A 13042-nucleotide genomic window follows, 5' to 3' on the forward strand; every position below is an offset into this window, starting at 1 on the left:
ATCTGCCCCGGCCGGTGCTATTTTTGCCCTCGCGCGGCCCGGGCCGCCGCCGCCTCACCCACTTCCTCGACGGGGTCGACATGTCTGAGCAGGCCGCCACCGGCGCACGCCGCGGCGTCCGGCGCGCCACGCGTGCCACCCGCCCGCCGCTGTGGCGTCGGACGCGGCGCCCGGCGCCGGGCCGGCCCTCGGGCACGCGCCGCGCCGGCGGCTCCCGCGCACTGCGTCCCCGCCGCAGGCGCACGGAGGGGCTGCCGGGCACCCTCGGGATGACCCTGGTCGGCGCGCTGTTCCCTGGCTCGGGCTACCTCTACGCCGGCCGCAAGGCCGTCGGCGCGGTCATCCTCGGGATCTGGCTCGCCCTGCTCGGAGGCTTCGCGTGGTACTTCGGGCGCGACGTCCGCACGGCCATCGACCTCGCCTTCGACCCGACCCGGCTCAAGGTGGCCGCGCTGGTGCTGGCGCTCGGGGTGCTCGTGTGGGTGTTCGTCGTCCTCACCTCCTACCGGCTGGTCCGCCCGCCGACGCGCCCGCGCTGGCACACGGCGGTCGGCAACGGTGCCGTGGCGGTCCTCTGCCTGGCGGTCCTGGTGCCCGCCGGTCTGGCCTCGCGCTACGCCTTCGCGCAGGCCGACCTCGTCGAGACCGTCTTCGACGACAACGCCAGCGCCACCGTGCCCGAGGGCGTCACCGAGAAGGACCCGTGGGGCGGCCGCGACCGGGTCAACGTGCTGCTCCTGGGCGGTGACGGCGGCGAGGGCCGCACCGGCGTCCGTACGGACACCGTGATCCTCGTCAGCATGGACACCCACAGCGGCAAGACGGTGATGTTCAGCCTGCCGCGCAACATGATGTACGCGCAGTTCCCCGAGTCCAGCCCGCTCCACGACCTCTACCCGGACGGCTACGGAGCCGGGTCGTCGGAGGAGGACGCCGGCTTCTACATGCTCAACGCCGTCTACGGACAGATCCCCGAGCGCCACCCGGGGGTCCTCGGCAAGAGCGACAACGAGGGCGCCGACGCGATCAAGCAGGCCGTCGCCGGCAGCCTCGGGGTGCGGGTCGACTACTACCTCCTGGCCAACCTCGCCGGCTTCAAGCAGGTCGTCGACGCGATGGGCGGGGTCACCGTCAACATCAACGAGCCGGTCGCGATCGAGGGCAACACCGACGCGGGCATCCCGCCGGTCGGCTACCTCGACCCCGGGCCCGACCAGCACCTGGACGGCTACCACGCGCTGTGGTTCGCGCGCGGGCGCTGGGGGTCGGACGACTACGAACGCATGGAGCGCCAGCGCTGCATGGTCTCGGCGATCGTCGACGCCGCCAACCCGGTCAACCTCCTCACGCGCTACCTCGACCTGGTCAAGGCGGGCAAGAAGATCGTCTACACCGACATCCCGCTCGACATCGCCCCGGCGTTCGTCGAGCTCGCGATGGAGGTCAAGAACGCCAAGGTGAAGTCGGTGGTGTTCAAGTCCTCCGAGAAGTTCTTCTCCGGCGACCCCGACTACGACTACGTGCGCCAGACCGTGCAGAACGCCCTGCACCCGCAGCCCGCCAAGCCCCCGAAGCCGCCGACGTCCGACGGTCCCGACGCCCCCACCCCGCCGGACCCGGACTCGGACGAGGCGGACCTGCCCGACGAGGACACGAAGGACGCCTGCGCCTACAACCCCACGGGCGAGGTCGTCAGCGCCTCCGAGTGACGCGCCGCTAGGCTCCCCCACCGAGGGGCGGTAGCTCAGTCGGTCAGAGCAGAGGACTCATAATCCTTGGGTCGTGGGTTCGAGCCCCACCCGCCCCACCCACGTCAGCGACCTCGGCACGTCATGCGAGCGAAATGCGGTCGTCTCGAGAAGTTCCTCCAGTGGTCTGGTCCATCCCCGCGACGATGAGCGGCGCCGTCCGGCCGCGTGGTTTGCTGCTCTCTCACACCACGCGGAGACCCATCAGCTCCGGTGCCTGCGGCGGAAAGTCCACCATGAAGAAGCTCATCGCCGGCCTGTTCACGGCCATCCTGACCACGGCCGGGTTCGTCGCCGTCACGTCGGCCACGCCGGCCTCCGCCGCCTGCACCAGCTACGTGTGCATCCCGACGGCGACCAAGGCGACGCCGGCCCCCAAGACCATCAAGGCGGGCAAGGCCGCCAAGGTCAAGGTCGCGGTCACCGTCCGGGGCAACGCGACGGTGCGAGGCTCCGTCACGGTCACCGCCACGGGTCCCGGCGGGTTCAGGAAGACCTTCCGGCTGGCCTACAACAACCGGCCGGTCACGGGCAGCCTCGGCAAGCTGAGGAAGCCGGGCAAGTACAAGGTCACCGCCACCTACACCGGCGTCGAGGGCTTCCGCAACTCCACCGGCAAGAGCGTCATCACCGTGAAGAAGAAGAAGCGCTAGGGCTGGTCCCCTCGACCCTCGCTCGGCCCCGACCGGCGACCTACGACCGCGACAGGCGCCGCCGGACCTTGCGTGCGCCGATCCGCAGCCATTCGCGCCCGGAGGGCTCGCGCGGCTCCGGGGCGGTCGCCTCGGCGGCCGGTGCGTGTGGGTCGAAGCTGTGCTCTCCTCGGAGGGCGCCCTCGACGACCGCGGCCACGAGGCCGACCGGGAGCGAGAGGTCCTCGAGCGCGGGCTGGTCCTCGGTGGGCTCGTCCACCTGCCGCAGGGAGTCCGCGTCGCCGACGACCCGCACGGCGAGCGCCGCCGCCGCCTCGGCGCGCTGGTCGCTGAGCTCGCGGATGCGCTCGCGCGCCCAGGCCGGGATCGGTGGCGTGCGCGGGCCGGTGGGCCGGACCTCGCTGGCACGCAGGGCGCGCACCACGTGGTGGATGTTGGCGGCGGCGTACTCCGTCGACCAGCCGTTGGCCAGGTAGCGGTCCCGCAGCGCGCGAAGGACCTCGGACTCACTCCAGGTCAGGCCGTGGTTGGACCGGTCGGTGTCGGGCCGGAGCACCCCGGAGGGCAGTCCGAGCATCTCGCTGAAGACGCGGAAGAGCTGGTCGCGGTCGGACTCGTCGCCGATGACCAGGGTGAAGCGCTGCGGGTCCACGACCTGGGTCCAGCGCTCCGCGAGACCCACGAAGTCGTGTCCCTGCCACAGGTCGCGGTGCTGGCGGTCGTCGAGGTCGTCACCGAGCACGCGCCGCAGCCAGGGCTCGAAGTCCTCCATCCGACCCCACTTCACCCGCTCCTGCCAGACCGAGGGCAGCAGCCGGTCCAGACGCCGCGCCACGGCGACCACCTGGGCCTCGGGGCCGCCGAGGTCCTCCACGATCCGCGTGATGACGGGGGGCTTGGCGCGCGCGAAGTTCTCGTCGCTCACGCAGACCCGCACGGGGCCGGCCTCGCGCACCTCGGAGACGAGCTGCTCCCAGTGCCGGATCGGGAACTGGCGCCCGGACGGCTTGCCCGGGAGCCCCAGGGCCCAGCCCGCCTTGCGACGCCGGAAGGGGCCGCGCGGGTAGTAGGCGCCGTGGGTCGCCATCTCGTCGCGAGCCGACGACATCGCGATCTGGATGGCCGTCGTGCCGGTCTTGTGGGGGCCGATGTGGATCAGGCGAGCGCCTGCGGGCAGGAGCAGGTCGTCGGGCATGGCGTCAGGCTAGCGGGGGGCGCGGTGTGGGACCGCTCACGTACCCGCCGGTAGCCGCGCGTGGCGGCGTAGCGTCCTCGGCAGGGCGCCCGCCGCACTCGACCCCTCCCAAGGACACTGCGGCGCGGCGCCTGACCTCTGCCCTCCGTCGTGCGCGTCACATACCGACGGTCTGTTGTCACGTCGGCTTGTTGACGTACGTTCAACAGATGACGAAGCTCGGCTCCCGCCTGGTCCTGCTGCCCGCCTTCCTCGCGCTGGTGGCCGCGACGCTCGCCACCCCGGCCTCGGCCGACGCCGCCCAGCGTCCCGCGCGCCTCGCGTCCCGACAGGTCGTCTTCGAGCTCGTCAACCAGGGGGACGGCCTGCTGCGCTGCCGGGGGGACGACCGGACCTACCGGGTCCACGGGCGGCTCGTCGGGCCGCGCCGGGACGTGCTGGGCCGCGGCGGATCCACGCGCATCAACGTGCTGGTCCACGACGTCGGCACGGGCGGGTGGTTCTGGAACCTGCGACGGCACCCGCGCTACGACTACGCCACGCAGCTGGCCCGTCGGGGCCAGACGTCACTGGTGCTCGACCGGCTCGGCTACGACAGCAGCCCGCTGGCCGACGGCGACGACACCTGCCTCGACGCCCAGGCGGCCATGCTCCACCAGGTCGTGCAGCACCTGCGCTCGGGCCGCTACGACTTCACGCGCGGCCGCGTCACCACGCCCCACGCCAGCCAGGTCGTCGTCCACGGGCACGGGGTCGGGGCCACCATCGCCCAGGTGGAGGCGGCCCGCTACGACGACGTCCACGGTCTGGTGCTGATGTCGTGGGCCGGCGACAGTCCCTCGGCCGTCGCCGTGGAGCAGGCGCGGCAGCAGAGCGCGGTGTGCGCCCGGGACGGCGGCTACGCGGCGTACGGCGCCACGGTCGCCGACTATCGCCGGCTGCTGTTCGCCACCGCTCCTCGGCGCGTCCAGGAGAGCGCCGTTCGTCAGCGCAACGCCACCCCGTGCGGCGACGTGGCCAGCCTCGGCCCCGCGATCCTCGCCGCCTCGGCCTCCGCGCGTCGGGTCGAGGTCCCGGTGCTCGTGCTGTCCGGCAGCCGCGACGCCCGGGTGAGCCGGTCGGCCGCCGAGTCGGCGTCGGCGTTCCGCGGCAGCCCGTGGGTCACCGCCCGGACGATCGCGGGCGCCGGCAGCGCCCTGCCGCTGGAGCGCTCCGCGCCGCGCACGCGACGCCTGGTGCTCCAGTGGCTGCGCGGGCTCTGAGCTAGCGGACGCGCTCCAGCAGCCGGACGGCGTCGTGGGGCGCGAAGCCCTTGGCGTCGTTGTCGAAGTAGACGTGGACGTCCTCGCCGCCCTCCGCCCACGCGCGGCACTTCTCCGCCCAGGAGTCGAGGGCCGCGTCGCTGTAGCCGCTCGTGTAGAGCTCGGCGTCGCCGTGCAGGCGCACGTAGCGGTGGTCGCTGGTGCGCTCCTCCACGTGCGGCCAACGGCCGGCGGTGTCGGCGACCACGCAGGCGACGTCGTGCTCGCGCAGCAGCGCGTAGGCCTCGGGGGTGCAGAAGGACGCGCTGCGGAACTCCAGGGCGTGCCGAAGCGGCCGGTCGGCGTCGGCCTTCGTCAGTGCCCGGTCCTCGGCGACCTTCTCGTCGTGCTTCCCGGCGAGCGCGGCGGCCTCGGCGGTGGTGCGCGGCAGCTGCGCGAAGAAGCCGCGCAGGCGCTCCGCGTCGTAGGGCAGGTTCTCGGGGAGCTGCCACAGCAGTGGTCCGAGCTTCGGTCCCAGGGCGAGCACCCCCGAGGCGAAGAAGTTGGCGAGGGGGGCCTCGACGTCGCGCAGCTTCTTCATGTGCGTGATGTAGCGCCCGCCCTTGACCGCGAAGACGAAGTCGTCCGGGGTCTGGTCGCGCCAGGCGGCGTACGACGTGGGGCGCTGCAGGGAGTAGAAGGAGCCGTTGATCTCGATGGACGTCATCCGCTCGGCGGCGTACTCGAGCTCACGGCGCTGCACGAGACCCCGTGGGTAGAAGTCACCGCGCCAGCCGGCGTAGGTCCAGCCGGAGATGCCCACCCGCACGCGCCCCGCCATGCGGCCCGGTACCCGGCCCGGGGCGCGTCGATGCCGGGGTTTGCCGCTCCCCGCTGAGGGGCACCCAGGCGTTCCGCCACCGGGAGGACACCATGACCCCTGCCATGACCCCCGCCTCGCTCGAGTTCATCGGGACCGCCACGACCCTGCTGCGGCTGGGGCCGTTCACGCTGCTCACCGACCCCAACTTCCTGCACCGGGGCCAGCGCGCCTACCTGGGCAAGGGACTGGTCACCAAGCGCCTCACGGAGCCCTCGCGGCAGCCGAGCGACCTGCCCGACCTGCACGCCGTCCTGCTCTCGCACCTGCACGGCGACCACTTCGACCGCATCGCGCGGCGTGAGCTCGACCGCGACCTGCCGGTGCTCACCACACCGGCGGCGAGCCGCAAGCTGGGGACCTGGGGGTTCGCCGGCGCCCACGGGATGAGCACCTGGGAGAGCGTCGAGCTCGAGGAGGCGGGGATGCGCCTGCGCGTCACCTCGGTGCCCGGCACGCACGCTCCCCGGGTGGCGCGCCACGTGCTCCCCCCGGTGATGGGGTCCGTGCTCGAGCTCGACGACGGGACGGGCGGCCCGCCGTTCCGCCTCTACGTCACCGGGGACACCCTCTTCCGGCCGTGGCTGCGCGAGGTCGTGGACCGCACCGGCCCGCTGGACGCCGCCGTCGTCCACCTCGGCGGCACCCGGGTGCTGGGACTGCTGGTCACGATGGACGGCGACCAGGGCGCCGACCTCGTGCAGCTGCTGGCGCCGGGTGTCACGGTGCCGGTGCACCACGACGACTACACGGTGTTCAGGTCGCCCCGCTCGGACTTCCTGGAGGCGTGCCGCAGCCGGGGCCTGGGCACCCAGGTCCGGACCGTCGAGCGCGGAGGCGTGGTGGACCTGCGCCCGACGTACGGCGCAGGCTAGAGGGCGCCGACCGGAGGTGGGGTGACCGGACGCCCCGTCGCAGGGCCGGTCGAGGGTGCGCATGGTGTCCGGCTGGCAGCCGTGCCGGACTCCGCGACGCCGCCCGCAGATCCGCCGCGGACCCTGCGCGCTACTTGGAGGGCTGCGGGGTCTTGCAGTCGATCTTGGGGTTGACGCCGACGTAGTTGAGCGGTCCCGCGACGATCGTCAGTGCCGTGTCGCCGAAGCTCTTGCAGCTGACCTCGCGGTCGTCGCCGAAGTACCCGCGCTGGAACGCCGCGGCGGCGCCGATCACCAGCCACACGACGACGAGAGTTCCGATCAAGCCCTTCATGACGATCTCCTAGCCTCGGGTCCCGAGCCTCCGAGGGCGGAGGCCGAGCCGTCACCCTAGTCCGCGTGGGGCTCGGCAGCCGTGTAGGTGGCCTGGTAGGACCGCAGGAGGTTCCGGCCCTCCTCGAGCGCACGCTCCAGCTCGGGGACGAGCTCCAGCGCACCCTCGGTGGTCCCGGCGTCGCCGAGCCACTCGAGCTGCCGGGCGGCCGCGGCCGAGCCCTGCACCCCGAGGTTGAGGGCACTGCCGGCGAGCTTGTGGGCGGCCTGCCGCATGAGGTCGGCGTCGCCGTCGGCGATGTGACCGCGGATGGTGTCGACGGCCGCGACGGAGTTGCGGTCGAAGTTGCCGATGGCCCGGTCGAGGTAGTCGGTGTTGCCGACGTCGAGGTCGCGCAGCATGTCGAGACGTTCGACGTCGAGGCCGTCGATGGGGGAGGTGGGGGGGAGCACGAGGTCATCATCGCCCACACGGGCGCCGGCCGCCTCGCCGGCGGTCCAGCGCAGCAGCGTCTGGGCGAGGGCCGCCGGGTCGACGGGCTTGGTGAGGAAGTCGTCCATGCCGGCGTCGAGGCAGCGCTCCCGCTCGCCGTCGATGGCGGCGGCGGTCATCGCGATGACCGGGACCCGGCGCTCGCCGCCTTCACGGCCGCGCAGGGTGCGGGTGGCGGTGTAGCCGTCCATGGTCGGCATCTGCACGTCCATCAGCACCGCGTCGAACTCCTGGTGCTCCAGCACCTCCAGGGCCTGGACGCCGTCACCGGCGACCTCGACGGCGTACCCCATGGCCTTGAGCAGCCCGGCGGCCACCATCTGGTTGACCTCGTTGTCCTCGACGACGAGGACCCTGCGGCCGTGGGGGCTGGCGACGGCCGGGGCCACCGGGCCGACCCGGGACGTCGGACCAGGCGTGCCGATCAGCACGTTGCTGAACCAGGCGGTGAAGGTGAAGACGCTGCCGTGGGGCACGTTGGGGGAGAAGGAGATCTCGCCGCCGAGCGCCTCCACGATCTCCTTGGAGATGGCCAGGCCCAGGCCGGTGCCGCCGTAGAGCCGGGTCGTCGAGGAGTCCGCCTGGATGAAGGGGGCGAAGAGCCCCGCGACCTCCTCGGGGGCGATCCCGATGCCGGTGTCGCGCACCTCGACGCGCAGCTGGGTGCGGTCGTCCCGGGTGAGGGCGCTCGCGGTCGCGGTCACCCGGCCCGCGTCGGTGAACTTCACGGCGTTCGACAGCAGGTTGGAGAGCACCTGGGCCAGTCGCGTCTGGTCGCCGCACAGGGCCAGGGGCACCTCGGGCTCGCACCGGACCTCCAGCTGCACGCCCTTGCTGCGCGCCGACTCGCCCAGCACGCTCTCCACCTGCTCGAGCAGGGGGCGGACCTCGAAGTCGCGCTGCTCCAGCTCGAGCTTGCCGGCCTCGATCTTGGAGAAGTCCAGGACGTCGTTGATGACGCTCAGCAGCGCCTGGCTGGCGACCTGGACCCCGGCTGCCAAGCGCTGTTGCTCCTCGTCCAGGGGAGTACGGCGCAGCAGGTCGTTGAGGCCGATGACGCCGTTGAGGGGGGTCCGGATCTCGTGGCTCATGGTCGCCAGGAACTCCGACTTCTGGCGCGACGCCGCCATGGCGGCGTCACGGGCGTCGGCGACCACGCGCTGCGCCTCCTCGCGCTCGGCGACGCGGGCGAGCTGGATGGCGACGGACTCCACCATCGTCTGGATCATGTCGTGCCGGTAGAGCGGCGGGTCCGACATGATCGTCACGACCGCGATCGGGCGGCCGGCGTGCGAGACGTTGAAGGCGATGGTCAGGCGGTCCTCGCTCCACACCGACTCGCGACGCAGCATCGCCTCGGTGGCCAGCGCCACCTCCAACGCCGCGTCCTGCGGGGTCTCGAGGTCGTCGAGGCGGTCCTGGTCGGTGAGGTAGATCGGCTCCACGCGGGTGCCGTCGTCGACGACCCGGAAGGCGCGTCCGCGGCGCCAGTCGTCGTGGAGCATCACCAGGTCCTTGGCCTGCACCAGGACGTCGTTGAGCGTGTGGGCCTCGTTGGCGGTGACGGCCACCGCCTGCATCAGGGTGTTCTGGTTCACCTGGTCGACCAACGCGATCTCGGCGGCCTTGACCTCGGTGATGTCCTGGTGGGTGCCCGAGAGACCGATCGCCGTGCCCGCGGCGTCGCGGCGGATGACGCCCCGCCCGCGCGTCCAGACCCAACCCTGCGCCCCCAGCAGCCGGGCCACGAACACGAAGCTCTCGCCGCCGTCGGCGTCGGCGATGGCCCGCAGCACCTCGTCGCGGTCCTCGGGGTGCACCCGGGCGAGGAACTCCTCGAAGTTCCCCGGCTCCTCCTCCGGGGTCCAGCCGTAGATCTCCTGCAGTCCCGTGGAGCCGACGATCTCACCACGCTCGTAGTCCCACTCCCAGCTGCCGATGCGCGCGATCCGTTGCGCTTCGTCCAGCCGGGCCCGGCTCGCCATCAGCTCGTGCAGCGTCGCGCGTCGCTCGCCGACGTCCGAGATCCGGTGCAGTACGGCGGTCAGGGTGCCGTCCGGCGATCGCAGGGCGCTCTCGTGCACCTCGACCCAGGTCCGCGATCCGTCGGCCGCGATGAACTGGCTCTCGACCGGCCCGTCGTTCAGCTCGCCGCGACGCAGCGCCTCCAGGTGCGCGGCGAACTGCTCGCGGCCCTCCTCGTCGAGGGTGTCGGGGACGCTCAGCAGGACGAACTCGCGTCTCGTCACGCCGTACATCGCGGCCAGCGCGTGGTTGGCGTAGACCGTGCGACCGTCCAGGTCGAAGACCCAGATGCCGTCCGGCGACGTCTCGACGATGTCGCGGTACAGCTCCGGGTCCATCAGACGGCTCCGGCGATCTTGTAGTCGCCGTCGGTGCCCACGAGCTCCAGCGTGACGAACTCCGTCTTCGCACCGTTGTCCTCGTGGACGTAGCGGTAGGTGTAGCTGACGGTCATGGCCGCGGGGTCCGCACTGACGTCCAGCACCTCGACGTCGCTGACCTTGCCCCAGAAGTCCGCGTAGTCCTTGCTCCGTTCCTGGTACTCAGGCGTGAGCAGCTCGAACCCCCGGTCCGGGTCGGCGCTGGCGATGCCCGGGTAGCTGCGGCCGAACACCTCCATCCCGGCGGCGGTGACCTTCGGCGTGCTGGGCGGGGGGTCGCTGGGCGTGGAGGAGGTGGTGCCTGCGCCGGGCGCCTCGCCCCTCTCGTCGTCGGGGCCGAACACCACCGCCAGAGCGATCACCGAGCCCAGGACGAGCACGGCCAGGACGACCAGGACCGGCAGGAGCCTGCTGGGACGTCGCGCCGCGCGAGCGCCGGTGGCGGCGGCCGCGGAGGTGGGGGGCGCCGACATGACCTGGGTCGAGGAGTCGCTCGTGGCAGCCACGGGGGCGGCCGCGCGGCGCCGCCCTACGGGCCGGGGCGCGGTGGCGTGCGGACCGGCGCGCAGGAAGTCCACGACCTGCCGCATCGACCACCGGTCCTGGGGGTCGAGCGTCATGCTCGACTCCAGCAGCGGCGCCAGCCACCCCGCTGCCGCGCCGAGGCGAGGCGGTTCCTCGTGGACGATGCGGTAGAGCCCGCCGATGACGTTGTCACCGATGTCGTACGGCGGTCGCCCCGCGAGGGCGTGGAAGAGGGTGGCCCCCAGCGACCACACGTCGCTGCGGTCGGAGGCCAGCCGGCCGGAGGCGACCTCGGGGGAGATGTAGGCGGGGGAGCCGGTGACCAGTCCGGTCTGCGTCAAGGACGCGTCGGCCTCGGCGCGGGCGATGCCGAAGTCGGAGAGCTTCACCTGGCCCTCGGGGGTCACGAGCATGTTGGACGGCTTGACGTCGCGGTGCACGATCCCCGCCTCGTGCGCGGCGGCGAGCGCGTCGGCGGCCTGCACGACGATCTGCGCCGCCTGGTCCACCGGCAGCGCCCCGCGGGCACGGACGAGCTCGGCGAGCGTGCTCCCCTCGACGTACTCCATGACCAGCCACTGGGCCTGGTCCTCGTCGACGAGGTCGAAGACGGCGACCACGTGCGGGTGGTTGAGGCGGGCGGCGAGCCGCGCCTCCCGCTCGGCGCGGAGGAGGTCGGGACTGCTCCCGCCGGGCGCCATCCCGATGCGCTTGAGCGCGACGGGTCGCCCGAGGACCTCGTCGCGACCGAGCCACACCGCGCCCATCCCGCCTCGACCGATCTCGCGGTCGAGTGAGTACCTGCCTGCGATCACACGTCCTCCTCCGACCGCAAGGGTAGTCAGTAACCCGGTGGGCGTCCCACCGACCGATGCGGCAGGCTGGGGGAGGCCGAGAACGGCCCTTCCCGACCCCGAAAGGCCGACCGTGAGCATCGACCCCACTCTCCTCGACGACCTCGAGTGGCGCGGCCTGATCGCGCACTCGACGGACCTCGACGCGCTGCGCGAGGCGTTCACCACCGGGAGCGTGCGTTTCTACGTCGGCTTCGACCCCACCGCACCGAGCCTGCACATGGGCAACCTCCTGCAGATCCTCACCGCACGCCGCCTGCAGCAGGCCGGCCACACGCCGTACGCCCTGGTGGGCGGCGCCACCGGGATGATCGGCGACCCGCGCGACTCCGGGGAGCGCACCCTCAACTCCACCGAGACCGTCGCCGAGTGGGTGCAGCGCGTCCGGCGCCAGATCGAGCCGTTCCTGTCCTTCGAGGGCGACAACGCCGCCACGATGGTCAACAACCTGGACTGGACCGCGGGGCTCTCGACCATCGACTTCCTGCGCGACATCGGCAAGCACTTCCCCGTCAACCGGATGCTGGCCCGCGACACGGTGAAGCGCCGGCTGGAGGCCGGGGGGATCAGCTACACCGAGTTCAGCTACATCCTGCTGCAGTCCATGGACTTCCTCAGCCTGTTCCGCGAGCACGGCGTGACGCTGCAGTTCGGCGGCTCCGACCAGTGGGGCAACATCACCGGCGGAGCCGAGCTGATCCGCCGCGCGGAGGGGGCCACGGTCCACGCCTTCGCCACGCCGCTGGTCACCAAGGCGGACGGCACCAAGTACGGCAAGACCGAGGGCGGGGCCCTGTGGCTCGACCCCGAGATGATGTCGCCCTACGCCTTCCACCAGTTCTGGCTCAACGCCGAGGACGAGAAGGTGCCCGAGCTCCTGCGGCTGCTGACGTTCCTCCCGCGCGAGGAGATCGAGGCCCTCGAGGCCCGGCACGCCGAGAAGCCGTTCCTGCGGGAGGGCCAACGGGTGCTGGCCGACGAGGTCACGAGCCTGGTCCACGGCGCCGAGGAGACCGAGCAGGCCAAGGCAGCCGCCGCGGCACTCTTCGGCGGTGGCGAGCTGAGCGCGCTCAGCGGCGCCACGCTCGGCGCGGCGCTGCGCGAGGCCGGCGTGGTCCGGGTGCCCGCCGGCGAGCTGCCCACCGTCGTGGACCTGCTCGTGGACACCGGGCTCGCCAAGAGCAAGGGAGAGGCGCGGCGCACCATCGCCGAGGGCGGCGCCTACCTCAACAACCAACGCGTCGAGGACCCCGAGGCACGGCCCACCGCCGACGACGTGGTCGGCGGCGCCTGGCTGGTGCTGCGCCGCGGCAAGAAGAAGTTCGCCGGCGTCCACGTCGGATGACCCCTGAGGACCCCTCAGATGTCGGTCATGTGAACGCCGGATTGCGGGGCTCCTGACCGGTCGGGAGTGGCGCGTGGGACGCAGCTCCACTGCCACACCCCCTCTGACCTGCGAAAACACAATTGTGGTCCGGCTCACCCCCACCCGATTTGTGCTCGGCGCCAGGAGTCCTCTAATGTTCTGGATGTCGCCAGGTGCGGCGGGAAGCAAGACCGAGAGGTCGGGCTTCCGGCCCCGGTGACCATCTTCTTCACACTCTCACCGGGTGGCACGACCGCGACCATGTCGCAGTCGGAATCCCGGGCCGACGACGTGTGCGAAGTAAAGCTCCAACAGATCAGCCCCAGGCTGGCCCTCATCGGGTCGTGTCAGGTGTGCGTCTGATACTTGAGAACTCAACAGTGTGTCATAGTCGATGAATTAGTTTGTATGCCCTATGTCTGATGACTTGGGTTTGTTTTTTCGGCAATAATGATTCTGGCAATTGTCAGTTTT

10 protein-coding genes and 1 tRNA gene are annotated in these 13042 nt (G+C 71.9%); 6 read left to right on the top strand and 5 right to left on the bottom strand.

Annotated elements, in window-relative coordinates; all coding sequences use genetic code 11:
- Positions 1-80 precede the first annotated feature (80 nt).
- The 3 genes from E4622_RS19970 to E4622_RS19980 all read left to right on the top strand — a co-directional run bounded on the left by E4622_RS19970 (position 81) and on the right by E4622_RS19980 (position 2401).
- On the top strand, positions 81-1709 hold the full coding sequence (locus tag E4622_RS19970) for an LCP family protein (protein ID WP_167736166.1): 1629 nt from the start codon (positions 81-83) through the stop codon (positions 1707-1709).
- A 24-nt stretch (positions 1710-1733) separates the two neighbouring features.
- Positions 1734-1807 (top strand) — tRNA-Ile (locus E4622_RS19975).
- A gap of 177 nt (positions 1808-1984) precedes the next feature.
- Positions 1985-2401 (top strand): Ig-like domain repeat protein, encoded by a 417-nt coding sequence (locus tag E4622_RS19980; RefSeq protein WP_134741983.1) that lies wholly within the window; start codon positions 1985-1987, stop codon positions 2399-2401.
- Between the two features lie 40 nt (positions 2402-2441).
- Here the strand turns inward: E4622_RS19980 and E4622_RS19985 are convergent, their stop codons facing one another.
- Positions 2442-3596 (bottom strand): hypothetical protein, encoded by a 1155-nt coding sequence (locus E4622_RS19985; protein ID WP_134741984.1) that lies wholly within the window; start codon positions 3594-3596, stop codon positions 2442-2444.
- Between the two features lie 209 nt (positions 3597-3805).
- Here E4622_RS19985 and E4622_RS19990 point away from each other — a divergent pair, with 209 nt between their 5' ends.
- Entirely contained in the window at positions 3806-4858 is a 1053-nt protein-coding gene (locus E4622_RS19990) for a hypothetical protein (protein WP_134741985.1), read from the top strand.
- A gap of 1 nt (position 4859) precedes the next feature.
- Here E4622_RS19990 and E4622_RS19995 read toward each other — a convergent pair whose 3' ends face one another.
- A complete protein-coding gene (locus tag E4622_RS19995) occupies positions 4860-5678 on the bottom strand; it encodes a DUF72 domain-containing protein (protein ID WP_134741986.1) in 819 nt (272 codons plus the stop codon).
- A 92-nt stretch (positions 5679-5770) separates the two neighbouring features.
- Between E4622_RS19995 and E4622_RS20000 the strand changes: the two genes are divergently transcribed.
- Positions 5771-6592 carry an MBL fold metallo-hydrolase gene (locus tag E4622_RS20000; RefSeq protein WP_245156121.1) on the top strand — a complete coding sequence of 274 codons (822 nt, stop codon included), beginning with the start codon at positions 5771-5773 and terminating at the stop codon, positions 6590-6592.
- A 130-nt stretch (positions 6593-6722) separates the two neighbouring features.
- Here E4622_RS20000 and E4622_RS20005 read toward each other — a convergent pair whose 3' ends face one another.
- Genes E4622_RS20005 through E4622_RS20015 form a run of 3 tightly spaced genes read right to left on the bottom strand, consistent with a single transcriptional unit; the run spans position 6723 to position 11163 of the window.
- Positions 6723-6926 carry a hypothetical protein gene (locus E4622_RS20005; protein ID WP_134741987.1) on the bottom strand — a complete coding sequence of 68 codons (204 nt, stop codon included), beginning with the start codon at positions 6924-6926 and terminating at the stop codon, positions 6723-6725.
- Positions 6927-6982: 56 nt separating this feature from the next.
- Positions 6983-9781, bottom strand: coding sequence for an ATP-binding protein (locus E4622_RS20010; RefSeq protein WP_134741988.1), 2799 nt, complete (start codon positions 9779-9781; stop codon positions 6983-6985).
- Positions 9781-11163 carry a serine/threonine-protein kinase gene (locus E4622_RS20015; RefSeq protein ID WP_167736167.1) on the bottom strand — a complete coding sequence of 461 codons (1383 nt, stop codon included), beginning with the start codon at positions 11161-11163 and terminating at the stop codon, positions 9781-9783. Before E4622_RS20015 ends, E4622_RS20010 begins: the two co-directional genes overlap by 1 nt.
- 112 nt (positions 11164-11275) lie before the next feature.
- On the opposite strand from E4622_RS20015, the gene tyrS reads away from it, so the two are divergent.
- On the top strand, positions 11276-12547 hold the full coding sequence (tyrS, locus tag E4622_RS20020; protein ID WP_134741990.1) for a tyrosine--tRNA ligase: 1272 nt from the start codon (positions 11276-11278) through the stop codon (positions 12545-12547).
- Positions 12548-13042: the final 495 nt, after the last annotated feature.

The sequence above is a fragment of the Nocardioides sp. 503 genome, assembly GCF_004522095.1.
Classification (GTDB): Bacteria; Actinomycetota; Actinomycetes; order Propionibacteriales; family Nocardioidaceae; genus Nocardioides.

Coding starts and splice junctions, on each gene's coding strand:
- E4622_RS19970 (WP_167736166.1), top strand. CDS start 81: ATGTCTGAGCAGGCCGCCACCGGCGCACGCCGCGGCGTCCGGCGCGCC.
- E4622_RS19980 (WP_134741983.1), top strand. CDS start 1,985: ATGAAGAAGCTCATCGCCGGCCTGTTCACGGCCATCCTGACCACGGCC.
- E4622_RS19985 (WP_134741984.1), bottom strand. CDS start 3,596: ATGCCCGACGACCTGCTCCTGCCCGCAGGCGCTCGCCTGATCCACATC.
- E4622_RS20005 (WP_134741987.1), bottom strand. CDS start 6,926: ATGAAGGGCTTGATCGGAACTCTCGTCGTCGTGTGGCTGGTGATCGGC.
- E4622_RS19990 (WP_134741985.1), top strand. CDS start 3,806: ATGACGAAGCTCGGCTCCCGCCTGGTCCTGCTGCCCGCCTTCCTCGCG.
- E4622_RS20000 (WP_245156121.1), top strand. CDS start 5,771: ATGACCCCTGCCATGACCCCCGCCTCGCTCGAGTTCATCGGGACCGCC.
- E4622_RS20010 (WP_134741988.1), bottom strand. CDS start 9,781: ATGGACCCGGAGCTGTACCGCGACATCGTCGAGACGTCGCCGGACGGC.
- E4622_RS19995 (WP_134741986.1), bottom strand. CDS start 5,678: ATGGCGGGGCGCGTGCGGGTGGGCATCTCCGGCTGGACCTACGCCGGC.